This window comes from Streptomyces sp. NPDC026377 (assembly GCF_055567715.1).
The window spans coordinates 709,801-736,323 of record NZ_JBVHPV010000001.1; the positions used below are offsets into that span (position 1 = coordinate 709,801).

22 protein-coding genes are annotated in these 26,523 nt (G+C 69.6%); 9 read left to right on the top strand and 13 right to left on the bottom strand.

Annotated elements, in window-relative coordinates; all coding sequences use genetic code 11:
• Positions 1-6: 6 nt before the first annotated feature.
• From gyrA to dnaA, 7 genes are all read right to left on the bottom strand, one after another.
• Complete coding sequence (gene gyrA, locus ACZ4MU_RS03100; RefSeq protein ID WP_467870152.1) at positions 7-2,619, bottom strand: DNA gyrase subunit A; 2,613 nt, start codon at positions 2,617-2,619, stop codon at positions 7-9.
• A 44-nt stretch (positions 2,620-2,663) separates the two neighbouring features.
• On the bottom strand, positions 2,664-4,727 hold the full coding sequence (gene gyrB / locus ACZ4MU_RS03105; protein ID WP_467870155.1) for a DNA topoisomerase (ATP-hydrolyzing) subunit B: 2,064 nt from the start codon (positions 4,725-4,727) through the stop codon (positions 2,664-2,666).
• Between the two features lie 539 nt (positions 4,728-5,266).
• Positions 5,267-5,818 (bottom strand): DciA family protein, encoded by a 552-nt coding sequence (locus ACZ4MU_RS03110; RefSeq protein ID WP_467870157.1) that lies wholly within the window; start codon positions 5,816-5,818, stop codon positions 5,267-5,269.
• The gene (gene recF / locus ACZ4MU_RS03115) at positions 5,815-6,936 is read right to left on the bottom strand and encodes a DNA replication/repair protein RecF (protein ID WP_467870159.1); all 1,122 of its coding nucleotides are present in this window, start codon (positions 6,934-6,936) and stop codon (positions 5,815-5,817) included. The genes ACZ4MU_RS03110 and recF overlap by 4 nt, the downstream gene beginning before the upstream one ends.
• A 43-nt stretch (positions 6,937-6,979) precedes the next feature.
• Positions 6,980-7,858, bottom strand: coding sequence for a phosphogluconate dehydrogenase (NAD(+)-dependent, decarboxylating) (gene gnd / locus ACZ4MU_RS03120; RefSeq protein ID WP_467870161.1), 879 nt, complete (start codon positions 7,856-7,858; stop codon positions 6,980-6,982).
• A 118-nt stretch (positions 7,859-7,976) separates the two neighbouring features.
• Positions 7,977-9,107, bottom strand: coding sequence for a DNA polymerase III subunit beta (dnaN, locus tag ACZ4MU_RS03125; protein ID WP_358833467.1), 1,131 nt, complete (start codon positions 9,105-9,107; stop codon positions 7,977-7,979).
• Positions 9,108-10,001: 894 nt separating this feature from the next.
• Positions 10,002-11,786, bottom strand: a complete 1,785-nt coding sequence (gene dnaA / locus ACZ4MU_RS03130; protein WP_467870165.1) for a chromosomal replication initiator protein DnaA — start codon at positions 11,784-11,786, stop codon at positions 10,002-10,004.
• A 385-nt stretch (positions 11,787-12,171) separates the two neighbouring features.
• On the opposite strand from dnaA, the gene rpmH reads away from it, so the two are divergent.
• The 9 genes from rpmH to ACZ4MU_RS03175 all read left to right on the top strand — a co-directional run bounded on the left by rpmH (position 12,172) and on the right by ACZ4MU_RS03175 (position 19,125).
• A complete protein-coding gene (gene rpmH / locus ACZ4MU_RS03135; protein WP_006381191.1) occupies positions 12,172-12,309 on the top strand; it encodes a 50S ribosomal protein L34 in 138 nt (45 codons plus the stop codon).
• Positions 12,310-12,327: 18 nt separating this feature from the next.
• The gene (rnpA, locus tag ACZ4MU_RS03140; protein ID WP_101389153.1) at positions 12,328-12,699 is read left to right on the top strand and encodes a ribonuclease P protein component; all 372 of its coding nucleotides are present in this window, start codon (positions 12,328-12,330) and stop codon (positions 12,697-12,699) included.
• Positions 12,696-13,031: a membrane protein insertion efficiency factor YidD gene (gene yidD, locus ACZ4MU_RS03145; RefSeq protein ID WP_358833464.1), complete on the top strand. Its 336-nt coding sequence runs from the start codon at positions 12,696-12,698 to the stop codon at positions 13,029-13,031. Before rnpA ends, yidD begins: the two co-directional genes overlap by 4 nt.
• 3 nt (positions 13,032-13,034) lie before the next feature.
• Positions 13,035-14,321, top strand: a complete 1,287-nt coding sequence (gene yidC, locus ACZ4MU_RS03150; protein ID WP_467870169.1) for a membrane protein insertase YidC — start codon at positions 13,035-13,037, stop codon at positions 14,319-14,321.
• Between the two features lie 14 nt (positions 14,322-14,335).
• Positions 14,336-14,845, top strand: a complete 510-nt coding sequence (locus ACZ4MU_RS03155) for a Jag family protein (RefSeq protein WP_467870172.1) — start codon at positions 14,336-14,338, stop codon at positions 14,843-14,845.
• 152 nt (positions 14,846-14,997) lie between these two features.
• Positions 14,998-15,717: a 16S rRNA (guanine(527)-N(7))-methyltransferase RsmG gene (gene rsmG / locus ACZ4MU_RS03160; RefSeq protein ID WP_467870174.1), complete on the top strand. Its 720-nt coding sequence runs from the start codon at positions 14,998-15,000 to the stop codon at positions 15,715-15,717.
• A gap of 279 nt (positions 15,718-15,996) precedes the next feature.
• Positions 15,997-17,076: a ParA family protein gene (locus tag ACZ4MU_RS03165; protein WP_467870177.1), complete on the top strand. Its 1,080-nt coding sequence runs from the start codon at positions 15,997-15,999 to the stop codon at positions 17,074-17,076.
• On the top strand, positions 17,073-18,176 hold the full coding sequence (locus ACZ4MU_RS03170) for a ParB/RepB/Spo0J family partition protein (protein WP_467870180.1): 1,104 nt from the start codon (positions 17,073-17,075) through the stop codon (positions 18,174-18,176). Before ACZ4MU_RS03165 ends, ACZ4MU_RS03170 begins: the two co-directional genes overlap by 4 nt.
• A gap of 331 nt (positions 18,177-18,507) precedes the next feature.
• A complete protein-coding gene (locus ACZ4MU_RS03175; protein ID WP_467870183.1) occupies positions 18,508-19,125 on the top strand; it encodes a GNAT family N-acetyltransferase in 618 nt (205 codons plus the stop codon).
• A gap of 104 nt (positions 19,126-19,229) precedes the next feature.
• Here ACZ4MU_RS03175 and trxA read toward each other — a convergent pair whose 3' ends face one another.
• From trxA to murJ, 6 genes are all read right to left on the bottom strand, one after another.
• Positions 19,230-19,562, bottom strand: a complete 333-nt coding sequence (trxA, locus tag ACZ4MU_RS03180) for a thioredoxin (RefSeq protein WP_190092046.1) — start codon at positions 19,560-19,562, stop codon at positions 19,230-19,232.
• Positions 19,563-19,615: 53 nt separating this feature from the next.
• A complete protein-coding gene (gene trxB / locus ACZ4MU_RS03185) occupies positions 19,616-20,578 on the bottom strand; it encodes a thioredoxin-disulfide reductase (protein WP_467870187.1) in 963 nt (320 codons plus the stop codon).
• 105 nt (positions 20,579-20,683) lie between these two features.
• The gene (locus ACZ4MU_RS03190) at positions 20,684-21,655 is read right to left on the bottom strand and encodes an anti-sigma factor family protein (protein WP_467870190.1); all 972 of its coding nucleotides are present in this window, start codon (positions 21,653-21,655) and stop codon (positions 20,684-20,686) included.
• The gene (sigM, locus tag ACZ4MU_RS03195) at positions 21,652-22,362 is read right to left on the bottom strand and encodes an RNA polymerase sigma factor SigM (RefSeq protein ID WP_467870193.1); all 711 of its coding nucleotides are present in this window, start codon (positions 22,360-22,362) and stop codon (positions 21,652-21,654) included. The genes ACZ4MU_RS03190 and sigM overlap by 4 nt, the downstream gene beginning before the upstream one ends.
• A gap of 70 nt (positions 22,363-22,432) precedes the next feature.
• A complete protein-coding gene (locus ACZ4MU_RS03200) occupies positions 22,433-24,160 on the bottom strand; it encodes a protein kinase family protein (RefSeq protein WP_467870195.1) in 1,728 nt (575 codons plus the stop codon).
• Positions 24,161-24,289: 129 nt separating this feature from the next.
• A complete protein-coding gene (gene murJ / locus ACZ4MU_RS03205) occupies positions 24,290-26,491 on the bottom strand; it encodes a murein biosynthesis integral membrane protein MurJ (protein ID WP_467870198.1) in 2,202 nt (733 codons plus the stop codon).
• Between the last annotated feature and the right edge of the window lie 32 nt (positions 26,492-26,523).

Below are 26,523 nucleotides of genomic sequence, written 5' to 3' on the forward strand. Positions count from 1 at the left end.
CACGCTTTACTCCTCGTGCTCCCCGGCCGAAGGCTCGATGCCCTCGACTGCGGCCTCGGCAGACTCGCCCTCGGCCGTGTCGATCTCGGTCCCCTCGGGACCGTCGACCTCTTCAGCCTCGCGACCGGCTTCGGCGTTACGAGCGATGCCGACGACGGCATCGCGCTTGCCCAGGTTGATCAGTTGGACGCCCATGGTGTCACGGCCCGTCTCCCTGACCTCGTTGACTCGCGTACGAATCACACCACCGCCGAGCGTGATGGCGAGGATTTCATCCGTCTCCTCGACCACCAGCGCGCCGACCAGCGAGCCACGGTCCTCCACGATCTTGGCGGCCTTGATACCGAGGCCACCGCGACCCTGGACGCGGTACTCGTCGACGGGGGTCCGCTTCGCGTACCCGCCGTCGGTGGCGGTGAACACGAAAGTACCGGGCCGGACGACATTCATCGAGAGCAGCTCGTCGCCTTCGCGGAAACTCATCCCCTTGACGCCCGAGGTGGCGCGGCCCATCGGGCGCAGCGCGTCGTCCGTCGCCGTGAAGCGGATGGACTGCGCCTTCTTGCTGATGAGCAGCAGATCGTCCTCGGCGGAGACCAGTTCGGCGCCGATCAGCTCGTCCTCGCCGCCGGCCTCCGTCTCACGGAGGTTGATGGCGATGACACCACCCGATCGGGGCGAGTCGTAGTCCTTGAGCGACGTCTTCTTCACCAGACCGGACTTGGTGGCGAGGACCAGGTAGGGCGCCGCCTCGTAGTCGCGGATGGCGAGGATCTGGGCGATCTTCTCGTCCGGCTGGAAGGCCAGCAGGTTCGCCACGTGCTGGCCGCGCGCGTCCCGGCCGGCGTCCGGCAGTTCGTACGCCTTGGCCCGGTAGACGCGGCCCTTGTTGGTGAAGAACAGCAGCCAGTGGTGCGTGGTGGAGACGAAGAAGTGGTCGACGATGTCGTCCTGCTTCAGCTTGGTGCCCCGGACGCCCTTGCCGCCGCGCTTCTGCGACCGGTAGTCCTCGGTCTTGGTGCGCTTGACGTAGCCGCCGTTGGTGATGGTGACGACGATGTCCTCTTCGGCGATCAGATCCTCGATGGACATGTCACCGTCGAAGGGCACCAGCTTGGAGCGCCGGTCGTCGCCGAACTTCTCGACGATCGCGGCCAGCTCCTCGCTGATGATCTGGCGCTGGCGCTCGGGCGAGGCGAGGATCGCGTTGTACTCGTTGATCTTCGACTGGAGCTCGTCGTGCTCGGCGACGATCTTCTGGCGCTCCAGGGCGGCGAGCCGGCGGAGCTGCATCTCCAGGATCGCGTTGGCCTGGATCTCGTCGATGGAGAGCAGGCCCATCAGGCCCTCGCGCGCGACCTCGACGGTGTCGCTGCGCCGGATCAGCGCGATGACCTCGTCGATCGCGTCGAGCGCCTTGAGCAGACCGCGCAGGATGTGGGCGCGCTCCTCGGCCTTGCGCAGCCGGAACCTGGTGCGCCGGACGATGACCTCGATCTGGTGCGCCACCCAGTGGCGGATGAACGCGTCCAGCGAGAGGGTGCGCGGCACGCCGTCGACGAGCGCCAGCATGTTGGCGCCGAAGTTCGTCTGGAGGTCGGTGTGCTTGTACAGGTTGTTCAGGACGACCTTGGCGACCGCGTCGCGCTTGAGCACGATGACCAGGCGCTGGCCGGTGCGGGAGCTGGTCTCGTCCCGGACGTCGGCGATGCCGCCGACCTTGCCGTCCTTCACCAGGTCGGCGATCTTCTGGGCCAGGTTGTCGGGGTTGACCTGGTACGGAAGCTCGGTGACCACCAGGCACTGGCGGTTCTGGATCTCCTCGACCGCGACCACCGCGCGCATGGTGATGGAGCCACGCCCGGTGCGGTACGCCTCCTCGATGCCCTTGCGGCCGACCACGAGGGCGCCGGTCGGGAAGTCGGGGCCCTTGATGCGCTCGATGAGCGCGTCCAGGAGCTCCTCGTGCGAGGCCTCGGGGTGCGACAGGAACCACTGGGCGCCGTCCGCGACCTCGCGCAGGTTGTGCGGCGGGATGTTGGTGGCCATACCGACGGCGATACCGGCGGAGCCGTTGACCAGCAGGTTCGGGAAACGCGCCGGCAGGACCGTCGGCTCCTGGTTGCGGCCGTCGTAGTTGTCCTGGAAGTCGACGGTCTCCTCGTCGATGTCCCGGACCATCTCCATGGCCAGCGGCATCAGCTTGCACTCGGTGTACCGCATGGCGGCGGCCGGGTCGTTGCCCGGGGAACCGAAGTTGCCGTTGGAGTCGACCAGCGGCATCCGCATCGACCAGTGCTGGGCGAGGCGGACGAGCGCGTCGTAGATCGAGGAGTCGCCGTGCGGGTGGTACGTGCCCATGACGTCGCCGACGACGCGGGCGCACTTGTAGAAGCCCTTCTCGGGCCGGTACCCGCCGTCGTACATCGCGTACAGCACACGGCGGTGGACGGGCTTCAGGCCGTCCCGTACGTCCGGCAGCGCGCGCGAGACGATGACGGACATCGCGTAGTCGAGGTAGGAGCGCTGCATCTCCGTCTCGAGCCCGACGGGCTCGATGCGCAGAACAGGTTCTTCCTCGGTGGGTTCAGTGGTCGCGGGAGTGTTCTCGTCGGCCATTGCTGGTTCTCAAGTCCTTTCGAAGCGGTCAGCGACGGACCGACTCAGATGTCGAGGAAGCGGACGTCCTTGGCGTTGCGCTGGATGAACGAGCGCCGCGCCTCGACGTCCTCACCCATCAGCACCGAGAACAGGTCGTCGGCCTGGGCCGCGTCGTCCAGGGTGACCTGGCCCAGGACGCGGTGGTCGACGTCCATGGTGGTGACGCGCAGCTCCTCGGCGTTCATCTCGCCCAGACCCTTGAAGCGCTGGATCGAGTCCTCGCGGATCCGCTTGCCCGACTGCTTTCCGAGCTCCACGAGCGCGTCGCGCTCCCGGTCCGAGTACGCGTACTCGAAGTCGTCCCGACCCCACTTGATCTTGTAGAGCGGCGGGCGCGACAGGTACACGTGACCGGCCTCGACCAGCGGGCGCATGAAGCGGAAGAGGAAGGTCAGCAGCAGGGTGTTGATGTGCTGGCCGTCGACATCGGCGTCCGCCATCAGGATGATCTTGTGATAGCGGAGCTTCTCGATGTCGAAGTCCTCGTGGACTCCGGTGCCGAAGGCCGAGATCAGCGCCTGGACCTCGGTGTTCTGCAGGATCTTGTCGATACGGGCCTTCTCGACGTTCAGGATCTTGCCTCGGATCGGCAGGATGGCCTGGTACATCGGGTTGCGGCCGGACTTCGCCGAACCACCGGCGGAGTCACCCTCGACGATGAAGATCTCGCACTTCGTCGGGTCGTTGGACTGGCAGTCGGAGAGCTTGCCGGGCAGGGAGGCGCTCTCCAGCAGGCCCTTGCGGCGGGTCAGGTCGCGCGCCTTGCGGGCGGCGACACGGGCCGTCTGCGCCTGGATGGACTTGCGGATGATGTCCGCGGCCTCGTTGGGGTTCCGGTCGAACCAGTCGGTCAGGTGCTCGTGCACCACCTTCTGGACGAACGTCTTCGCCTCGGTGTTGCCCAGCTTGGTCTTGGTCTGGCCCTCGAACTGCGGCTCGCCCAGCTTGACGGAGATGATCGCCGTCAGACCCTCGCGGATATCCTCGCCGGAGAGGTTGTCGTCCTTCTCGCGCAGCAGCTTCTTGTCCCGGGCATACCGGTTGACCAGGCCCGTGAGCGCGGCGCGGAATCCCTCCTCATGCGTACCCCCCTCGTGCGTGTGGATGGTGTTCGCAAAGGAGTAAACGCCCTCGGTGTACTGGGAGTTCCACTGCATCGCGATCTCGGCCGAGAGCATGCGCTCCTTGTCCTCGGCCTCCACGTCGATCACGGTCGGGTGGATCAGCTCACCCTTGCGCGAGTTCAGGTACTTCACGAAGTCGACGATGCCGCCCTCGTAGTGGTACGAGACCGAGAGGGCCCGCGCCTCCTCCGACTCCTCGGCCGAGTCCGCACCGGAGACGGCCTTGGCCGACTCCCGCTCGTCGGTGAGGCTGATCGTGAGGCCCTTGTTGAGGAAGGCCATCTCCTGGAAGCGGCGCGCGAGCGTCTCGAAGGAGTACTCGGTGGTCTCGAAGACGTCCGGGTCGGCCCAGAACGTCACCGTGGTGCCGCTCTCCTCGACCTGCTCGTGCTTGGCCAGGGGGGCGGTGGGGACGCCGAGCTTGTAGTCCTGCGTCCAGCGGTAGCCGTCGCGCTTGATGTCGACCGCGAGCTTGGTGGAGAGGGCGTTCACCACGGAGACGCCGACACCGTGCAGACCACCGGATACGGCGTAGCCACCGCCGCCGAACTTGCCGCCCGCGTGCAGCACGGTCAGGACGACCTCGACGGCCGGCTTCTTCTCCACGGGGTGCATGTCCACGGGGATGCCACGGCCGTTGTCGACGACGCGCACGCCGCCGTCGGGAAGGATCGTGACGTCGATCGTGTCCGCGTGACCGGCCAGGGCCTCGTCGACCGAGTTGTCGACGACCTCCTGCACCAGGTGGTGCAGACCGCGCTCGCCCGTCGAGCCGATGTACATGCCGGGGCGCTTGCGGACCGCGTCCAGACCTTCGAGGACGGTGATGGCGCTGGCGTCGTACGAGGCGGTGACCTCGCCGTTCTGGCCGGCGGCAGCGGACGGGGTGTTCTCGTTGGGGTTGCCGGAATCGGCCACGAAGCGCCCTTTCTGGCACAGCACAGCCTTCCCCTGGGCAGGCAGGAGCAGCTGCGTCGTTCAGCGATGGTCAGCGCCGGGCGGTGCCGTTGGGGGCATCACCCGACCGCGTCATTTCGGTGGGTCCCGCGAGGAGGGCGGGATTATTGACCAGTCTACCGGTAGCGCCGACATGAATGGGGGTTTGCCGGTACCTGAGTCCGCATGTGCCGCCCTGAGCGGGCGGCTGCCGACTCCCCATATCCGGGCAGGGGCTCTAAGAGCCTCACACGGGCATTCAGCGCTTCCGCCTGTCAACCTCCGGCTACCGTGAGGGACGCCTCACCCGTACCGCCCGGTTTCCTGCCGCGCGCAGGCCGCCGGACGGGCCCGCGTGAGGGATAGAAGGCTCTGGGGGCCCCTACGCGCGCGCAGGGGCGCTCCGAGGGGCTCGGTGGCCCCTTGTGCCGGGCGGGGGGAACCGGGGCGCGGAGGGCGAAAGAGAGCCGAGGCTAGCCTCGGTAGTACCGCGGCAGGGCGGAGCGGCGGGCAGCCGGTGACGCGGCCCGCCCCGTCACCCCGCCTCACCCGTAGGTGTCGCCCGGTCCCGTGCTCCCCGGAGCACGCAGGCGCCCGTACCGCGTCGGCGGGCCGCCCGGGCCCAGGACCTTGATCAGCCGGACCGTCCCCTGGCCCAGGTCCGCGTTGAGCCGGGCCACCAGCTGGGGCGCCAGCAGGCGCAGCTGCGTCGCCCACGCCGTGGAGTCGCACTGCACCGTCAGCACCCGCTCGTCGGGGTCCTCGTCGTAGCGCAGCGGTACGCAGTGGTTGGCCAGGTCGTCGCCGACGATCTGCGGCCAGCGGCCCATCACGCCGCCCACCGCGGCCGGGGCCTCCCAGCCGCGCTCGGTGATCAACCGGTTGATCGCGGCGCCCAGCGGCTGCGGGTCGCGGCCGTCCGCCCGGGCGCCCGAGCGCAGGCCCCCGCCCCGGCGGGCCTGCTTCTTCTGCTGTGCGGCGGCGCCCCGCGCCTTGGCCTGCTCCTTGGCGGCGCGCAGCGCCACGCGCGCGAGGTCGACGCCGGAGGACTCGGGAACCCTGGGCGCCGGCGTCTCGTTTCCGGAGTGCTCGCTCATACCCGCGCCACCTCTCCCGCCGCGACCTCGTACCGGGCCCCCGCCAGGACGCCCGGCACATCGTCGTCGACGGCCGCCGTCACCAGCACCTGCTCGCCCGGGGCCACCAGCTGCGCCAGCCGTTCGCGGCGCCGGGCGTCCAGCTCCGCGAAGACGTCGTCCAGGACCAGCACCGGCTCGTTGCCCTCGGCCCGCAGCAGGTCGTAGGAGGCGAGCCGCAGCGCCAGCGCGTACGACCAGGACTCGCCATGGCTGGCGTACCCCTTGGCGGGGAGCGGGCCGAGCTTGAGCAGCAGGTCGTCGCGGTGCGGCCCGACCAGGGTCACCCCGCGCTCGATCTCCTGCTTGCGCACGTCGGCGAGCGCGGCGATCAGCTGCCCGTACAGGTCCTCGCGGGTGGTCTCGCCGCCCGGCGCCGACGGCTTGTACTCCAGCGTCACGGGCCCGCCACCGGGCGCCAGCTGGTCGTAGGCCTTGTCGGCGAGCGGCTGGAGCGTCGCGATCAGGTCGAGCCGCTGGGCGAGCAGCTCCGCGCCGGCCCGCGCCAGATGCTGGTCCCACACGTCGAGTGTGGACAGGTCCATGCCGCGGCCGCCGTGGCGCCGGGCCATCGCCGCCGATTTGAGCAGGGTGTTGCGCTGCTTGAGGACGCGGTCGTAGTCGGAGCGGACGGCCGCCATGCGCGGGGAGCGCGCGGTGACCATCTCGTCCAGGAAGCGCCGCCGCTCGCCGGGATCGCCCTTGACGAGCGCCAAGTCCTCCGGCGCGAACAGGACGGTCCGCACTATCCCCAGCACGTCACGCGGTCTGACCTGCGAGGACCGGTTGATCCTGGCCCGGTTCGCCCGACCCGGGTTGAGTTCGAGCTCGATCAGCTGGGAGCGCTCGCCCTGGGTCACGGCGGCGCGGATCACGGCGCGCTCGGCGCCCATGCGCACCAGCGGGGCGTCCGAGGAGACCCGGTGGCTGCCGAGGGTCGCCAGATAGCCGACCGCCTCGACGAGATTGGTCTTGCCCTGGCCGTTGGCCCCCACGAAGGCGGTGACGCCCGGGTCGAGCGGAACCTCGACCCGGGCGTACGAGCGGAAGTCGGCCAGCGAGAGATGCGTGACGTGCATGGTGGTGCGCCGACCTCCCCCGGCCCTGCCAACAGCCTGTGGATTACTTCTTGGACTCGACCGCGTGGCCGCCGAACTGGTTGCGCAGCGCCGCGATCATCTTCATCTGCGGGGAGTCGTCCTGCCGGGACGCGAACCGCGCGAACAGCGACGCGGTGATGGCGGGCAGCGGGACTGCGTTGTCGATGGCGGCCTCGACGGTCCACCGGCCCTCGCCGGAGTCCGCCGCGAAGCCGCGCAGCTGGTCGAGGTGCTCGTCCTCGTCGAGGGCGTTGACCGCCAGGTCCAGCAGCCAGGAACGGATGACCGTGCCCTCCTGCCAGCTGCGGAAGACCTCGCGGACGTCGGTGACGGAGTCGACCTTCTCCAGGAGTTCCCAGCCCTCGGCGTACGCCTGCATCATCGCGTACTCGATGCCGTTGTGGACCATCTTGGCGAAGTGGCCGGCGCCGACCTTGCCCGCGTGGACCGAGCCGAACTCGCCCTCGGGCTTGAGCGCGTCGAAGATCGGCTGGACCTTCGCCACGTTCTCGGCGTCGCCGCCGTACATCAGCGCGTAGCCGTTCTCCAGGCCCCAGACGCCGCCGGAGACTCCGCAGTCGACGAAGCCGATGTCCTTGAGGCCCAGCTCGACCGCGTGCTTCTCGTCGTCGGTCCAGCGCGAGTTGCCGCCGTCGACGACCACGTCACCGGGGGAGAGCAGCTGTGCCAGCTCGTCGATGGTGGACTGGGTCGCGGCGCCGGCCGGGACCATCACCCAGACCACCCGCGGCCCCTTGAGCTTGCCCACAAGTTCTTCGAGGCTGTGGACATCGGCGACGTCCGGGTTGCGGTCGTAACCGATGACGGTGTGGCCTGCGCGGCGAATCCGCTCGCGCATGTTGCCGCCCATCTTGCCGAGGCCGACGAGACCGAGCTCCATCACATGATCCTTTGACGTTGTGGCGTTCGTACCCGTGACCGAGACTACGCCCGGACACGGGCACACACCTGTGGGGTCGGCCGCTCAGACGAACACGGCCCCGCACCGGTCAGCGGGGTCAGCCGGAGAGGCGCACCGGCATGATCAGGTACTTGTACGCGTCGTCCGCCTCGGCGTCGAGCGCGGGCCTGCCGCTCAGCAGCGCCGGCTTGGTCGAGGTGGTGAAGGAGAGCTGGGCGACCGGGGAGTCGATGGCGCTCAGGCCGTCGAGCAGGAAGGTCGGGTTGAAGGCGATCGAGATGTCGTCGCCCTCCAGGTTGGCGTCGACCCTTTCCACAGCCTGTGCGTCGTCGCTGGAGCCGGCCTCCAGGATGAGCACGCCCTGCTCGAAGCTGAGCCGGACCGGCGTGTTGCGCTCGGCGACCAGGGAGACGCGCTTGACCGCCTCGACGAAGGGCGCGGTCTCGATCACCGCGACCGAGTTGAACTCGGTGGGGAACAGCGTCCGGTACTTCGGCAGGTCGCCTTCGAGCAGGCGGGTGGTGGTGCGCCGGCCGGCGCCCTCGAAGCCGATCAGGCCCTCACCGGCGCCCGAGCCCGACAGTGCGAGCGTGACGGTGTCACCACTGGTCAGGGCCTTGGCGGTGTCCAGGAGCGTCTTGGCGGGCACCAGGGCGACCGCGGAGGCGTCCGGGTTCTCCGGCTTCCACAGGAACTCGCGGACCGCGAAGCGGTAGCGGTCGGTCGAGGCGAGGGTGACCGTGTCGCCCTCGATCTCGATCCGCACACCGGTCAGCACCGGCAGGGTGTCGTCGCGCCCGGCGGCGATGGCGACCTGGGCGGCGGCGGAGGCGAAGACCTCACCGGGAACGGTGCCGGTCGCGGTCGGCATCTGCGGCAGTGCCGGGTACTCCTCCACAGGCAGGGTGTGGAGGGTGAAGCGGGAGGAGCCGCAGACCACCGTCGCCCGTACACCGTCTGTGGAAATCTCCACCGGGCGGTTGGGGAGGGCGCGGCAGATGTCGGCGAGCAGGCGGCCGGAGACGAGCACCGTGCCGTCCTCGTCGACCTCGGCCTCGACCGAGACCCGCGCCGAGACCTCGTAGTCGAAGCTGGAGAAGCTGAGGGCGCCGTCCTCCGCCTTCAGAAGAAGGCCCGCGAGCACGGGCGCGGGCGGACGGGCCGGGAGGCTGCGGGCCACCCACGCCACCGCCTCCGCGAGAACATCGCGCTCCACCCGGATCTTCACCGGAACCGCCTCCTGCTGTTGCTGGCTCGCCCTGCTGGCTTTCGTCGTCGGCTGTATCGCCGGGGACCAGTCTGACGTACGCCGCTGACACTCGGTGCGAGTCGGGGTCAAGTCGCACCGGGCGGTCCGGGAGCCGCCGGGCCCGAGTTGTGCACAGCCCCCACTTCGAAGCGGAATCCGAGCTAACTCTAAGTGGCAGTAGTAGTAGGGCCTGTGGAAACGGTGGATAACCCCGTTTTCGCAGGTCAGGCCCGCTTTTTTGTCCACCGCGCCTGTGGGCGGAGCCGGTGGACAACTCACCGGTTCTGTGGACACCCGAAAGTTCTGCACACCCGATGCACAGGCAGGGCCCACTTCTCCCCAGAGCTGTCCCCAGCTTTACCCCGGTTCCCCACAGCCCAACCGGGCGCGTTGGTGTGACGCCTTTCACTCGACCCGGTGACGGGGGGTGTTGCGTTGCCGAACAGTGGACAGCGCTGTGGAGAAGCTGTGGGCAACATGCCCCAGCCTGTGGGCCGCCGGTGGACAACTTTGACCACAGGCTGTGGACAGAGATTTCGTCCACAGCCTGTGGATCGCGGTCGCGCACAAATCCACAAGTACGTGACCTGGGGTGATGGAGTATCAGCGCGCGGGCCTGTGGAAGCAATCTGGACAACTGAACAGTCCCCAGGGTGTGGACGGGGAAAAGTCCCCGGATCTGTGGAGAACCCCCGCTGACCGGCCTGTATTCGAACACCGGCGGCCGCGGCGAGCCGTACGGAACGGCCGCGCGGGCCGTCCACAGCGGGGGAATCGGCGGCGTACGCGCGCGTGGAGGGCCGTGGAAGGGCGACGAAAAGGGCGCCCGGGACGGTGTCCCGGGCGCCCTGAGAGGCTCTGTGAGCGGTCCGCTCAGCCGTTCTTGATCCGGTTGGTGAGCTCGGTGACCTGGTTGTAGATGGAGCGTCGCTCGGCCATCAGCGCGCGGATCTTGCGGTCGGCGTGCATCACCGTGGTGTGGTCGCGGCCGCCGAACTGCGCCCCGATCTTCGGCAGCGAGAGGTCCGTGAGCTCGCGGCACAGGTACATCGCGATCTGGCGGGCCGTCACCAGGACCCGGCTGCGCGAGGATCCGCACAGGTCCTCGACGGTGAGCCCGAAGTAGTCGGCGGTCGCCGCCATGATGGCCCCGGCCGTGATCTCGGGCGCCGAGTCCTCACCGCCGGGGATCAGGTCCTTCAGCACGATCTCGGTGAGGCCGAGGTCCACCGGCTGCCGGTTGAGCGACGCGAACGCCGTCACCCGGATCAGCGCGCCCTCCAGCTCACGGATGTTCCGCGAGATCCGGGAGGCGATGAACTCCAGCACCTCCGGCGGGGCGTTGAGCTGCTCCTGCACCGCCTTCTTACGGAGGATCGCGATCCGCGTCTCCAGCTCCGGCGGCTGCACATCGGTGGTCAGACCCCACTCGAAACGGTTCCGCAGCCGGTCCTCCAGCGTCATCAGCTGCTTGGGCGGCCGGTCGGAGGAGAGCACGATCTGCTTGTTGGCGTTGTGGAGGGTGTTGAAGGTGTGGAAGAACTCCTCCTGCGTCGACTCCTTGCTCGCCAGGAACTGGATGTCGTCGACCAGGAGGATGTCCACGTCCCGGTACCGCTTGCGGAAGGTGTCGCCCTTGCCGTCGCGGATGGAGTTGATGAACTCGTTGGTGAACTCCTCGGAGCTCACGTAGCGCACCCGCGTACCGGGGTAGAGGCTGCGGGCGTAGTGCCCGATGGCGTGCAGCAGATGTGTTTTGCCCAGGCCCGACTCCCCGTAGATGAAGAGCGGGTTGTACGCCTTGGCCGGCGCCTCGGCCACGGCCACCGCCGCCGCGTGCGCGAACCGGTTCGAGGAACCGATGACGAACGTGTCGAAGAGGTACTTGGGGTTCAGGCGCGCGTGCGGCTCGCCGGGGCCGCCCGGCTGGGGCGCCGAGGAGGACGAGGGGCCGCCCATCGGACGCGGGGCGCCGCCGCCGTGCTGGGGCCCGCCGTGGTGCTGCCGCTCCTGCTGGTCGGACAGCTCGTGGCGCTCGGGCTTGTACGGCTGCCGCTCCTGCTGGTCGTACTGCTGATGCTGCTGCTCGTACTGCGAGCGCTCGGGCATCTGCGGCTGCCGGTAGTCGTGCTGCGGCTGCTGCGGGCGGGCGGTCGCGTACGGGTCGCGCTCCTGGAAGCCGCCGAGGCGCTGCTGCTGCCAGGAGTGGTCCTCCTGGGCGCGCGGCCAGGCGCCGGGCTCCGGGCGCTGCTGCTGGTACTCCGGATAGGCCGGGCGCACGGTCGGCAGGCCGTCGTCGGCCGGGCGGCCGTAGGCGTCGTCCTGGTAGCGCGGGGGCTGCTGCTGCGGCGGCGCGGACTGGCCCCCGCCGCCGGGGGGCTCGCCCACGGAGTCGTCGACGGTGATCGCGATGCGGATCGTACGGCCGCACTCACGGCTGAGGGTGTCGCTGATCAGCGGGGCCAGGCGGCCCTCCAGGACGCGCTTGCCCCATTCGTTGGGGACGGCGAGCAGTGCGGTGTCGGCGACCAGGGCGAGCGGCTGGCAGCGCTCGATCCACTGCTTGTCCTTGGGCTCGATGCCCTGCTGGCCCTCCCCGAGGAGCTGCTCCAGCACGCGTGGCCACACTGCGGCAAGATCGGCAGGTACGTCAGCCACAGGGCACGCTCTCTCGCAGGTCCCACGAATGTGTGGTTCTCGGGACGGGATGGAAGGACAGGCAAGGACAGAAAGGAAAAGAGTCGGGGTCGAGCCACGGTAGTCGCGGCGACTGACGTGGTTCAAGTTGTTGTCCACAGGCTGTGCACAGTGGGGCCCGCGGAGACGCTGGTTTGACCGGATGGCGTAGCCGCGCGTACCGTAACCAGGTCGAGTTGTCGATGGCTGCTGCCGCCTGCCTCCGATGGGCAAAGATCACGGTCTGTGATCGTGAAGCGGTGCACTTGGGCGTTGTACGAGCTTCGTGTATTGCGAGCTTCTCGTGGGCGCACGGTGACAGCCAGGCGATGTCCCGCCACCACCGAATCATTTCTGGAGCCCCCGAGTGAGCAAGCGCACCTTCCAGCCGAACAACCGCCGTCGCGCCAAGACCCACGGCTTCCGCCTGCGGATGCGTACCCGTGCCGGCCGCGCCATCCTCGCGAACCGTCGTGGCAAGGGCCGCGCCAGCCTGTCCGCCTAATCGCATACAGGTCATGACGTGCTGCCTACCGAGAATCGGCTGAGGCGGCGCGAAGACTTCGCGACCGCGGTACGCCGAGGACGCCGGGCCGGTCGCCCGCTCCTCGTCGTCCATCTACGCAGCGGTGCAACGGACCCGCACGCGCCTGGGGAGAGCGCTCCCCCGACGCGTGCGGGTTTCGTCGTCAGCAAGGCCGTGGGCGTGGCGGTCGTCCGCAACCTGGTGAAGCGCAGGCTTCGCCATCTGATGCGCGACCGGCTCTCCCAGCTGCCCCCCGGTAGCCTGGTGGTCGTACGAGCATTGCCCGGCGCGGGTGATGCCGATCATGCACATCTGGCCCGAGACCTGGACGCCGCCCTCCAGCGGCTGCTGGGAGGGGGTGCGCGATGAAGTACCCGCTGCTGGCCCTGATCAAGCTGTACCAGTGGACGATCAGCCCGCTGCTCGGGCCCGTCTGCAGGTACTACCCGTCGTGTTCCCACTACGGATTCACGGCCATTGACCGGCATGGCGCGGTGAAGGGCACGGCACTGACCGCCTGGCGCATCCTGCGGTGCAATCCGTGGTCGCCGGGCGGCGTGGACTACGTCCCCGAACGCAAGCGCCCTCGTTGGCACGAGGCGCTGCGCAACGCCTGGCGCGGCAGCAAGGGCGGGCACTCCGCCGCTGAGACCGAGCCCAGCCCGGCCGCAGAGACCTCGCCCAATGCTCAAGGAGCCTGATTAGTGGACACGATTGCCAGTCTGTTCAGCTTCATCACCTGGCCCGTTTCCTGGGTCATCGTCCAGTTCCACAAGTTGTACGGCGCGATCTTCGGGCCGGACACGGGCTGGGCCTGGGGACTGTCCATCGTGTCCCTGGTGGTGCTGATCCGGATCTGTCTGATCCCGCTCTTCGTGAAGCAGATCAAGTCGACCCGGAACATGCAGGCGCTCCAGCCGAAGATGAAGGCGATCCAGGAGCGCTACAAGAGCGACAAGCAGCGTCAGTCCGAAGAGATGATGAAGCTGTACAAGGAGACGGGCACCAACCCGCTCTCCTCGTGCCTTCCCATCCTGGCGCAGTCGCCCTTCTTCTTCGCGCTGTACCACGTGCTCAGCAACATCGCGAACAACAAGAAGGTCGGCGTCATCGACCAGTCGCTGCTCGACAGCGCACGTAACGCCCATATCTTCGGTGCTCCGCTGGCCGCGAAGTTCACGGACAGTGCCTCCAAGGTCGACGCCCTCGGCGCCACGCTGACCGACGTCCGCGTCGTGACCGCGATCATGATCGTGCTGATGTCCGCGTCGCAGTTCTTCACCCAGCGCCAGCTGATGACGAAGAACGTGGACCTGTCGGTGAAGACGCCGTTCATGCAGCAGCAGAAGATGCTGATGTACGTCTTCCCGGTCATGTTCGCCGTGATGGGTGTCAACTTCCCCGTCGGTGTCCTCGTCTACTGGCTGACCACCAACGTGTGGACCATGGGCCAGCAGATGTACGTGATCAACCAGAACCCGACGCCGGGTTCCAAGGCGCAGGCCAGCTACCTGGAGCGGCTGAGCAAGAGCGTCGCCGCCCACAACGAGGTGCGGGGCAAGCGCCGCCGGGCCGTGGTGCAGGCGATCGTGGCCAAGGGCCCGGACCGCAACGACAACGAGCGCAAGTTCATCTCGGGCCTGGCCAAGCAGGGCTTCGCGGCCCAGGCCGACGGCACCGTGGTCAAGAGCGACCCGGCCGTGGCCGAGGCGGAGGCGGCGGGCGCCAGGCGGCAGCAGCCCAAGCGTCTGACCAAGGCCCAGCGCCAGGCCGGCGCGACCGCCGCTCAGGGTGGCGGCGACGGTGAGGAGCCGGCGAAGACCTCGCTGGAAAAGGGCACGTCGGACGAGGGTGCCGAGGCGAAGCAGGACGCGCCGCAGGCCGCCAAGTCCAAGACGGCGGGCAAGCCCGCCTCCGGTACCGCACGCAGCAAGGCCCAGTCAGGACAGCGCAAGGGTCAGCAGCGGCCCAAGCACCCGTCCAAGAAGTAAGAAGGAGTCCATCCGTGACGGAAGGCACCATCCCGGCCGCACAGGGTGTCGACACCCTGTCCCGTCTGGAGCAGGAGGGGGAGATCGCCGCCGACTACCTGGAGGGCCTGCTCGACATCGCCGACCTGGACGGCGACATCGACATGGACGTCGAGGCGGACCGTGCCGCGGTCTCGATCATCAGCGACACCGACAGCCGTGACCTGCAGAAGCTCGTCGGCCGTGATGGTGAGGTGCTGGAGGCGCTCCAGGAGCTGACGCGGCTGGCCGTGCACCGGGAGACCGGTGACCGCAGCCGTCTGATGCTCGACATCGCGGGTTTCCGGGCCAGGAAGCGCACGGAGCTGTCCGAGCTGGGTGCCAAGACCGCGGACGAGGTCAAGAACTCGGGGCAGCCGGTGAAGCTCCAGCCGATGACGCCGTTCGAGCGCAAGGTCGTGCACGACGCGGTCGCCGCCGCCGGTCTGCGCAGCGAGTCCGAGGGCGAGGAGCCGCAGCGCTTCGTCATCGTGCTCCCCGCCTGAGCGGTCTGTAGTCCTCTGCCGGGGATCCCGGGGGCCCGTCCCCCGGGATCCCCGGCCTCGGCCCCGTCTGTTCGCAGACGGGGCCGATCTTTGTCAGCCTGATAGTCAAGCCACCCCAGCGCGGGAAGCGCGGTACGGAAGGACGGTCCCCCGTGACGGAGGCAGCAGCAGAGCTTCCCCAGCCGCCGGAAGAGGCGCGCACGGTATTCGGCGAGTACTTCCCGGAAGCCGTCCGGTACGCCGAGCTGCTCGCGGACGCGGGAGTCAAGCGCGGTCTGATCGGCCCGCGGGAGGTGCCCCGTCTCTGGGAGCGCCACCTGCTCAACTGTGCCGTGCTCTCCGAGGTCGTTCCGGAGGGCGTCACGGTCTGCGACGTCGGCTCCGGGGCCGGTCTGCCCGGTATCCCGCTGGCGCTGGTGCGTCCGGACCTGAAGATCACGCTCCTTGAGCCGCTGCTGCGGCGCACCAACTTCCTCCAGGAGGTCGTGGAGCTGCTGGGCCTGGACCATGTGACCGTGGTGCGCGGCCGGGCCGAGGAGATGCTGGGCAAGGTGCAGCCGGTGCATGTGGTCACGGCTCGCGCGGTGGCCCCGCTGGACCGGCTGGCCGGGTGGGGTGTGCCGCTGCTGCGTCCCTACGGCGAGATGCTGGCGCTCAAGGGCGACACCGCCGAGGAGGAGATCCAGGGTGCGCGGGCCGCGCTGAGCAAGCTCGGTGTGGTGAACACCTCAGTGCTGCATGTCGGCGAGGGCATCGTGGAGCCGCTGTCCACGGTGGTGCGCGTCGAGGTCGGGGAGAGCCCGGGCGGTGTGCGGTTCGCCGCCAAGCGCGCCAAGGCCGCCAGGACCAGCCGCACCAGGCGCCGCCGCTGAAGCGCCCGGCCCATTCGGGGGCGGATGCTCCATAGAAGGTGCGATACGTACGCATTTCGGAGTGTCGTAACGGTCTGACCGCAGGGCGCGTGCATCGTGTTTCACGTGAAACGTCGCTCTCTGCTGCATGGAATCATCAGCCGTGGCCGTAATGCCGCGCCGCGCGACCGCAAGCCCTTGGGCGGCTCCCCGGAGTCCCCCTCACGGGCTACGGAGTTGTCCACAGAGGTGGATTCATCCACAGAAGAACGGACCTCGCTGGTTCACGACCCCGAAAGCATGGCAGGCTCTGTGCATTGCGAGCCTGAAGTCGAGGAGAGTGAATCCTTGCGGTCCGACGCCAACATCGCGGGACCGATGACCGATCCGGTCCCCGGTCCCCGTACCGAGTCGGCGGGGGAGGATGTTTCACGTGAAACACCGCCCCCGATGGACGACACCCCCATCGGTCGTGCTGCCCAGCTGGCGGTGGAAGCTCTCGGCCGTGCCGGCGAGGGGCTGCCCCGGCCTGAGCAGACACGCATCATGGTGGTCGCCAACCAGAAGGGCGGCGTCGGAAAGACCACGACCACGGTCAATCTCGCCGCTTCCCTGGCGCTGCACGGCGCCCGGGTCCTGGTGGTCGACCTCGACCCGCAAGGCAATGCCTCCACGGCGCTGGGGATAGACCATCATGCCGAGGTCCCCTCGATCTACGACGTCCTGGTGGACAGCAGACCGCTCTCCGAGGTCGTCCAGCCCGTCCGGGACGTGGAGGGTCTCTTCTGCGCTCCGGCCACGATCGACCTGGCCGGCGCGGAGATCGAGCTGGTGTCCCTGGTGGCACGGGAGAGCAGGCTGCAGCGCGCCATCCAGGCATACGAGCAGCCGCTGGACTACATCCTGATTGACTGCCCGCCTTCCCTGGGACTCCTCACCGTCAACGCTCTTGTTGCCGGTGCGGAGGTTCTCATTCCCATCCAGTGCGAGTACTACGCGCTGGAGGGGCTGGGTCAGCTGCTGCGGAACGTCGACCTGGTGCGGGGGCATCTCAACCCGGCCCTGCATGTCTCGACGATCCTGCTCACCATGTACGACGGCAGGACCAGGCTCGCCTCCCAGGTGGCCGACGAGGTGCGCAGCCACTTCGGCCACGAGGTCCTGCGCACGAGCATCCCGCGCTCGGTCCGTATCTCGGAGGCACCGAGCTACGGCCAGACGGTGCTCACCTATGACCCGGGCTCCAGCGGCTCGCTCTCGTATCTCGAAGCCGCCCGCGAGATCGCACTGCGCGGGGTCGGCATCAACTACGATCCGACGACGCACATCCCCGTGGGCACTCAGAACAACCAGCACAGCATGTCGGAGGGGATCCAGTGAGTGAGCGACGTAGAGGTCTGGGGCGCGGGCTGGGTGCGCTGATCCCGGCCGCCCCCCAGGAGAAGCAGCCCGCGCCTTCGGTGGGGACGGCATCCACGTCCCCGGCGGCGGTCCCGGTGCTGACCGCGGAGCGCGGGGTGGCGGCGGCGAAGGTGACCACGCTCGCGGCGCCTCCTGTTTCACGTGAAACACCGCTGCCCGTCCAGGCGCCCGAGCCCGAGGCGCCGCAGCTGAAGGCGCCCGCTGGGGCGTACTTCGCGGAGCTGCCGCTGGACTCGATCACGCCCAACCCGCGCCAGCCGCGTGAGGTGTTCGACGAGGACGCCCTCGCCGAGCTCATCACCTCGATCAAGGAAGTCGGGCTTCTCCAGCCCGTGGTCGTACGCCAGCTGTCGTCCGAGCGCTTCGAGCTCATCATGGGCGAGCGGCGCTGGCGGGCCTGCCGTGAGGCGGGTCTGGAGCGGATCCCGGCGATCGTGCGGGACACCGACGACGACAAGCTGCTTCTGGACGCCCTCCTGGAGAACCTGCACCGCTCCCAGCTCAACCCGCTGGAAGAGGCGGCGGCCTACGACCAGCTGCTGCGGGACTTCGCGTGCACCCATGACCAGCTGGCCGACCGCATCGGCCGGTCCCGCCCGCAGGTCTCCAACACCCTGCGTCTGCTGCGGCTCTCTCCGCCGGTGCAGCGCCGGGTGGCGGCCGGGGTGCTTTCGGCGGGCCACGCCCGGGCGCTGCTCTCGGTGGACGACTCCGAGGAGCAGGACCGGCTGGCGCACCGCATCGTGGCCGAGGGGCTCTCGGTGCGGGCGGTCGAGGAGATCGTCACCCTGCTGAACTCGGAGCCCAAGAACGCCGTCAAGGCGAAGGGCCCGCGTGCCGGGGCCCGGCTCTCGCCGGCGCTCTCCGATCTCGCCTCCCGCCTCTCGGACCGCTTCGAGACACGGGTCAAGGTCGACCTCGGTCAGAAGAAGGGAAAGATCGTCGTCGAGTTCGCGTCGATAGACGATCTGGAGCGGATCCTCGGCACTCTCGCCCCGGGCGAGGGACGGGTCCTCGACAAGAGTCTCGCCGAGGAGTCGGAGGGCGACGAAGCCTGATCCGGTGATCTCCGCACCGCCGATCCAGGGCAGTTGTCGTCAAGGGGCGGGCTGTGTTCCGATGCGTACGGGAACACAGCCCGCCCTTTGCTGTTGCGCGGTATCCGCCTCGACGCCGGGTGGATACGATGCGTTCTGGTATGGCACATCCACCTTGGGCCACTTCGGAGGGAGGGCGGGGCGCCATGCGAACGGTGAGCCGCACCCAACTGGTGACGGCCGGGCTGGGCCTCGGGGCGTTCGGCGGATTCGTCGGCGGCCTCCTCCGGGAACGGAGTGCACTGGCAGCCGCCCAGGGGGCGGCAGGCGAGGGAAGCGAGGAACACCCTTCATGGGGCGTCGGCTTGTACCGCTCACGCTGGACAACCTTCCGGACCTTCCCCAGCGCTGCCGCGCCTGTGTCTTCTGGGAGCTTGACCCGGTCAGCGGAGAGGCAGCGATAAAGGCGGGCACGCCTGAGCTGGAGAAGGAAGCCTGGATATCGGCGGTGCTCCTGGAGTGGGGCTCGTGCGGCCGGGTCGTCTATGTCGACGACGTGCCGGTGGGTTTCGTCCTCTACGCCCCGCCCGCGTACGTACCGCGCTCCACGGCCTTCCCCACCAGCCCGGTCTCACCCGACGCGGTGCAGCTGATGACGGCGTGGATCATGCCGGGGTACCAGGGGCAGGGGCTGGGGAGAGTGATGGTGCAGACGGTCGCCAAGGACCTGCTGCGCCGGGGCTTCAAGGCCATCGAGGCCTTCGGGGACGCCCGCTGGAGCGAGCCCGCGTGTGTGCTTCCCGCCGACCATCTGCTGTCGGTGGGTTTCAAAACCGTACGGCCGCATCCCCGCCATCCCCGGCTGCGGCTGGAGCTGAGGACGACGCTCTCCTGGAAGGAGGACGTCGAACTGGCGCTGGACCGGCTGCTGGGAGCCGTCCAGAAGGAGCCCGCCCTGCGGCCCCTGTAGAACCGACGCCACCGCGGACGCCATGGCCTCCGCACATGCGAACGGGCCCGACCCCCCAGGGGTCGGGCCCGCGCCGTTGTTTCACGTGAAACAACGGCCGCGACTTACGCGCCGATGAAACCGTCGAGGTCGCGCAGCAGAGCGGCCTTCGGCTTGGCACCGACGATCGTCTTGGCCACCTCGCCGCCCTGGTAGACGTTCAGGGTCGGGATGGACATCACGCCGTACTTGGCGGCGGTGGCCGGGTTCTCGTCGATGTTGAGCTTGACGATCTCGATCTGGTCGCCGTGCTCCGCCGCGATGGCCTCCAGGGACGGGGCGATCTGACGGCACGGGCCGCACCACGCCGCCCAGAAGTCGACGAGGACGGGCTTGTCGCTCTTGAGGACGACCTCGTCGAAGTCGGCGTCGGTCACGTTCTTCAGGGTGCCGGCCACGGCAGCCTCCTTGCGGGGTGTGGGTGAGGGGGTGGGGAGGACGTACGGAGGGTTCAGACGGCGGTCGCGGCGGCCTTCTCGCCGTCGGCGAGCGCGGCCAGGAAGCGCTCGGCGTCGAGAGCGGCGGAGCAGCCCGTACCGGCGGCGGTGATCGCCTGACGGTAGGTGTGGTCCACCACGTCACCGGCGCCGAAGACACCGGACAGGTTGGTGCGCGTGGAGGGCGCGGCGACCTTGAGGTAACCCTCGTCGTCCAGGTCGAGCTGGCCCTTGAAGAGCTCGGTGCGCGGGTCGTGTCCGACGGCGATGAAGAGGCCGGTCACCGCCAGCTGCGAGGTCTCGCCGGTCTTGGTGTTGCGCAGGGTCAGGTGCGAGAGCTTCTGGTCGCCGTGGATCTCGGCGACCTCGCTGTCCCAGGCGAACTTGATCTTCGGGTCGGCGAAGGCGCGCTCCTGCATCGCCTTGGAGGCGCGCAGACTGTCCCGGCGGTGGACGATCGTGACCGACTTGGCGAAGCGCGAGAGGAAGGTCGCCTCCTCCATCGCGGTGTCACCGCCGCCGACCACGGCGATGTCCTGGTCCTTGAAGAAGAACCCGTCGCAGGTGGCGCACCAGGAGACACCGCGGCCCGAGAGCTTGTCCTCGTTGGGCAGCCCGAGCTTGCGGTGCTGGGAGCCGGTGGTGACGATGACGGCCTTGGCGCGGTGCACGGTGCCCGCGGTGTCCGTGACGGTCTTGATCTCGCCGCTGAGGTCGACGGCCACGATGTCGTCCGGAACGAGCTCGGCGCCGAAGCGCTCCGCCTGCGCCCGCATGTTGTCCATGAGGTCGGGGCCCATGATGCCGTCACGGAAGCCGGGGAAGTTCTCCACCTCGGTGGTGTTCATCAGCGCACCGCCGGCGGTGACGGCGCCCTCGAACACCAGCGGCTGAAGCGACGCACGCGCGGTGTAGAGCGCGGCCGTGTAGCCGGCCGGCCCGGAGCCAATGATGATCACGTTACGGACGTCGCTCACGGGTTTCTTCCTCGTCTCTGCGGACTGCCTACTGCCTACCGGGGCCCGGTCCAGGACTCTCACCCCACCCAACGGATCCTACGGGCCCGGCATTCCCCGAGCGTCTCACCGACGGGGATAGACATGGGTCAGCAGCAGCTTGCCCTTGGCGTCGGGGCCCGCGCTCTCGCAGGCCGCGTCGACGACGTACGCCTGGACCTGCGAGGCGTCCGTGGGGTGCGGGAAGACGACCAGGTACGCCCGGGTCCCCCGGTAGTCACCGGTCTCCGCGGCGAGAGGAGCCTGCGAGGTACGGCCCGTGCCCGCCTGGACGCAGGTCGGCACGGAGACCTCGGTGGCGAGCTTCGGCGAGTCGGACGTCACCCCGAGATCCGGCTTCTTGCCCGACGGAGAGGTCCCGGCGCTCTGCCCGGCCGGCTGCGAGGACAGCAGGGTCCGCACCTGCCCGGCCAGGGCGGCGGCGGAGAGGTCGGGGCCCTCCGCCCGGGGCGAGGCGGTGGCGGACTTGTCGGCCTGGGAGCCGTCGGACGACTGGAACGTCTGGACGAGGAGGACGCCCACCCCGAGCGCCGCGGCCCCGAAGACGGCTCCGAGCACCGCGTTGCGGCGGCGCCGGGAGCTGCGCCGGCGGCCCGGCCCGGTGGCTGCCCTGGGGTGCCCGGCCGGCCGGTCCACGGCCACGGAGTCGGCCGGGTCGCTTCCGGGCGATGTTTCACGTGAAACACGCACCGACTCGTCGCCCGTTTCCGTGCCGTGCGGCTCTCGCGCCGAGGTGGACACCGCGCTCGCTCCGACGGGGAGGGGCGTTGCGGTGGGCGCCGTGGCGTCCAGGAGGGCCTCGGCGGCCAGCGCCGCGTCGATCCGCCCCGCGATGTCGGCGGGCATACGAGGCGGCCCGGGCAGGGTGCCCAGGAGCTCGCGGATCTCCGTCAGGGAGGCGAGGACGTCGGCGCACAGGGCACAGCCGTCCAGGTGGTGGCGGACGGCGGCGGTTCGGGCCGGGGGCAGCAGGCCCTCGTGGAGGTCGGAGATCTCCGAGACGTCCGGGTGCTGAGCCATGTCGGCCGTGGATGTCACGTGCGCCCACCTCCGCCCTTCACAGCAGCAGGATCTTGCGGTCCTGCGTCCCTTGGTCCCGACCCAGGTGGGACGGATGTCCCCGGCGTCCGGTTCCTTCCCCCACCGCCCTCCTGGCTATCCCCGGTGTCGTCCGTATCACCGCGCAGGTGGCCGAGCAGGGGTTGCAGCCGCGCCCGGCCGCGGGCGCAGCGGCTCTTCACCGTGCCCACCGGCACGTCGAGGATCTCGGCCGCCTCCGCCACCGGATATCCCTGCATGTCGACGAGGACCAGGGCCGCACGCTGGTCCGTCGGGAGCGTCCCCAGCGCCTTCACCAGCTGCCGCTGGAGGTCCTGGCGCTCCGCGGGGGCCGCCGCCGACTCATGGGGCTCCAGGAGCTGCTCCAGGCGCTCCGCGTCGTCGACCGGCGAGGTCTTGCGGGACGCGGCCTTGCGGGCCCGGTCGAGGCAGGCGTTCACGGTGATCCGGTGCAGCCAGGTCGTCACCGCGGACTGGCCGCGGAAGGTGTGGGCGGCCCGGTAGGCCGACACCAGGGCGTCCTGGACGGCGTCGGCGGCCTCCTCGCGGTCGCCCAGCGTCCGCAGGGCGACCGCCCAGAGTCTGTCCCGGTGGCGCCGGACCAGCTCGCCGAAGGCATCGGCGTCACCGTCGACATGGCGAGCCAGGAGATCCTGGTCGCTCGTGTCGCCGTAGGCGTCGTCCAACGATGAGCCCCCTCCCCGCGCTGTCGGATCTCCCTGCCGGGCCCGGTTCGCCGAACCGGGCCCGGCAGGGTCAGCCGGTGAACTTGACGTCCGTTATGGCCTGCTTGAAACCGGAACCGCTGAACTCGTCGGCGGCAGCGTAGGGCGCCGCCGTGATCCACAGAAGGACATAGCGGCTCTTCACCGGCTTCTTCGCCTTGAGATCGGCGGAGGCGCCCTTCGTCGTGGTGGTGGCGATCTGCTTCATGGAACCGACCGGCGTGTTCGGCGACAGCGAGTCGGCCGCGTAGAGCGCCAGCGTCGTGTGGTCGCCGCCGTACCGGAGCCCTATCGAGGCCGTCGAGACGTCCTTCTCAGACCCGAGGTCGTAGACGATGCCGATGCCCTGCTTGAAGGGGGCGAGCCGAGGCCCGTCGACGTAGCTCTTGGAGCGCCAGTACGTGGAGGCGTCGGCGTCGTAGGTGTTGCCCACGTCCTTGGCGTTCTGCGGCTTGCCGTCCGGGGCGTACTCCTCCGCGCCCTGGATGCGCAGCGGCATCGGCGCCTTCGGCTTGTCGCCCTCGCTCTTGTTCGGCTGCTGGGTCGTCCCGGACTCGCCGGAGCCCTTCTCGTGGCCCAGGAGCGAGTCCGCGAGCTGCCAGCTGCCCAGGCCGAGCGCGGCGATCAGCAGCGCCGAGACGGCCCACTTGATCGCCTTGCCGGTGCGCCCCTGGAGGGCGGGCGGCGGAGCGGGCACGACCTGGGTGACCGCCGGGTGGGGGCCCGCGGGCGGGCGCCCGTAGGTGCCCTGCTGGTAGGTGGTGCGCTGGTACTCGGGCGGCGCGGTGAAGGCGGGCTCCGGGGGGCGGATGCGCGGCATCGCCGAGACGGCCTTGACCAGCTCGTCCGGCGTGGTGCAGGCGGGCTCCTGGCGCGACGCGGTGGCACCGTCGTTGACCAGCGCCCGCATGGCGAGCTCCGAGAGGCCCCGGTGGACCCCCGCGCGGACCTGGTCGGGAGCGATGAGACCGACGCCCTTGGGGAGGCCGTGCAGACCGTAGGCGTCGCTGTCGTAGGGCCAGCGCTGGGTCAGCGAGGCGTACAGCAGCGCGCCGATCGCCTCGGTGTCGGTGCGCTGGGGGGTGTCGGAGGTGATGCCGCGCAGCGCGGCGTTCACCGCGAGCCCGCGGATGCGGTACTGGCCCGAGGAGGTCCGCAGGACGGCGCCGGGAGTCAGCCGCAGATGCGCGAGCCCCTCGCGGTGGGCCGCGGCCATGGCCTGGGACACCTGGGTGACCAGCTGGTAGGCGTCGTGCGGCTCCAGCGGGCCGACGGCGAGGAGCGCCGTCAGCTCGGTGGCGTCCGGCAGCCACTCGTGGACCACGTAGACGAGGTCGTTCTCCTCCACCGCGTCCAGGACCTGGACGAAGCGAGGATCCCCCAGGAGCGCGGACGAACGGGCGGCCGCGAGGACGGAACGCGCCCGCGGATGGTCCGCCGGGAGCAGATGGACGCCGACGGCGCGGCGGAGCTTTTCGTCGACCGCCCTCCAGCTGCTGAATCCGTCCAGACGGGTGACGCACTCTTCGAGCCGATAGCGTCTGGCGAGCTTGTGGCCGCTGTGCAGCTCCGGTGTGGCGATGGAGGGCTCGGCGGGCTTTCGTTCACCGCCCGTGTCGCCGGTGCCCTGCTCCGCTGTGTCTGCCGTGTCGATGGATTCCGCCACCCCGTCGGCCGTGGCCCCGTCCGCCTTGGCGGTCAGCGGGTTGTCGCCGCTGTTGTCGGCCACGTCGACGGCAGCCGTGCTACGTTCCGCCACCGTCGTTCCTGCCTCCCCATCCGTTGCGTGCTGTCGGCCAGCCGTGCAAAGTTCTGCCAATTGTGCCCACAGTCCGGCGCTATGCACGACACACGGCGGCGGACGATGGTTGTGCGCGGGCTGCCGGACTCAGCGTCCGAGGCGCCCGCGCACCATTCCGACCATGGAGTTGAGCTCCTCGATCCGCATCTTCTTCGCCGCGACGAAGAAGACCGCGAGCAGCGCCGTGCCGCCCACCACGAGCGCGGCCAGCGAACCGAGCGCCCCCTGGCCGACCCCCTTGAGGATGACGAAGCCGAGCGCGCCGCCGACCACCGCCGCGGGCACGGCCGCCAGGGAGAGCCTCGCGTACGTACGCAGCACGCGCGCTCCGTCCAGGTCGCCGCCCAGCCGGTTGCGCAGCCGGCGCCAGGCGACTCCCACACCGACGGCGTAGGCCAGACCATAGGCGCCCGCCATGCCCACGACCGCCCATTGGGCGGGCAGGACCACGTAGCAGGCGGCCGAAGCGGCGGCGTTGACCCCCGCCACGATGACCGTGTTGTAGAACGGCGTCCGCGTGTCCTCGTACGCGTAGAAGCCGCGCAGGACGACGTACTGGACCGAGTACGGGATCAGGCCCAGCGCGAACGCCATGAGGATGAAGCCCATGGTCCGCCCCGCCTCCAGGCCGCTGCTGGAGTACAGCAGGGTGCACATGGGGACGCCGAGCGCGAGGAACATGAACGAGACCGGCACGATCGCGACGGCGGAGTTGCGCAGGCCCTGCGAGATGTCGTCGCGGACCGCGCCCGGGTCGTTGTCGTGCGCGGCACGGGAGATGCGCGGCAGCAGGGCCGCCATCACCGAGACCGTGATGATCGCCTGCGGCATGCCCCAGATCAGCTGGGCGTTGGAGTAGGCGAGGAAGCCGGCTCCGTGCTCCGCGGAGGCCTTGCCCGCGGCGGTGGCGAGCTGGGTCACCACGAGCACGCCGGCCTGGTTGGCGAGGACGAACAGCACGGTCCACTTGGCGAGGTGGACCGTCTTGCCGAGGCCGTGGCCCTTCCAGTCGAAGCGCGGCCGGAAGCGGAAGCCGGTCTCCCGCAGGTACGGGATCATCGCCAGCGCCTGGACGACCAGGCCCAGCAGCGTGCCGATCCCCAGCAGGCGGATGCCCTCCGGCGGGATCGTCTGGACGCCCATCCTGGTCTCGCCGAAGGGGCCGTACACCCCGATGAACAGACCGAACGTGCCGATCATGACGATGTTGTTGAGGACCGGGGTCCACATCATCGCGCCGAACTTGCCCCGGGCGTTGAGGATCTGTCCCATCACCACGTGCACACCCATGAAGAAGATCGTGGGCAGGCAGTAGCGGGCGAAGGAGACGGCGACGCTGTTGGCGGCCGTGTCGTCGGAGATGGTCCCCGACATCAGCTTGATCAGCAGCGGGGCCGCGAAGACGACGATGGCGACGATGACGCCGAGCGCCACCATGACCAGGGTCAGCAGCCGGTTGGCGTATGCCTCGCCGCCGTCCTCGTCGTCCTTCATCGACCGCACCAGCTGCGGAACGAAGACGGAGTTGAGGCCGCCGCCGACGGTGAGGATGTAGATCATCGTCGGCAGGGTGTAGGCGATGGTGTAGGTGTCGCCCAGCATCGAGGTGCCGAGCGCGGCCGTGATCACCAGGCTGCGGACGAAACCGGTCAGCCGCGACACCAGCGTGCCCGCGGCCATGACCGCGCTGGACTTGAGCAGCCCGGAGGCGCGGCCACCGGACTTCTGCTGCGGCGTGGCGGGCAGCGGCTCGGGCTCCGGGGCGGCCGGGGCCGGACCGGATCCCTGCTGGTCGCGGTAGAGGTACGCGAAGGCGTCCTGCTCGGGCGGCTCGTCGCCCGCCTGGGTGACCAGGTCGTCGACGCCCACGAACTGCGTGGTGCCGGCCGAGTCGCCGTACGGCAGATGGCGCGAGGGGCCGTCCGGCTCGGGCGGCGGGGTCTGGGCCCAGATCCGGGGGTCCGGCGCGTGCTGCTGCGCGGCCGGCTGCTGGTACAGCGGCTGCGGCTCCGCGTAGGTGCCCGGGGGCGGCGGCGGGTGCGCGGCACGGTCGTACAGCGCCTCGGTCACCGGGTCCTGGGCATACAGATCCTGCGCCCGGTACGGATCGTTTCCGTAGGCGTCCTGGAAGTACGGATCGGGCGCGGGCAGCTGCGGCGGCACCTGCTCGCCGTAGGGCTGCACCGGCGGCACCTGCTCGGCGTAGGGGGGCACCGGGGGCGTGTTCCCGGACGACGCGGAGCCGCCGCCCGCGCCCTGCCCGCGGTCACCGTCGTACGGCGCGTTCATGGTTACCCCACCTCGTCGTCCCCGGCCTGGCC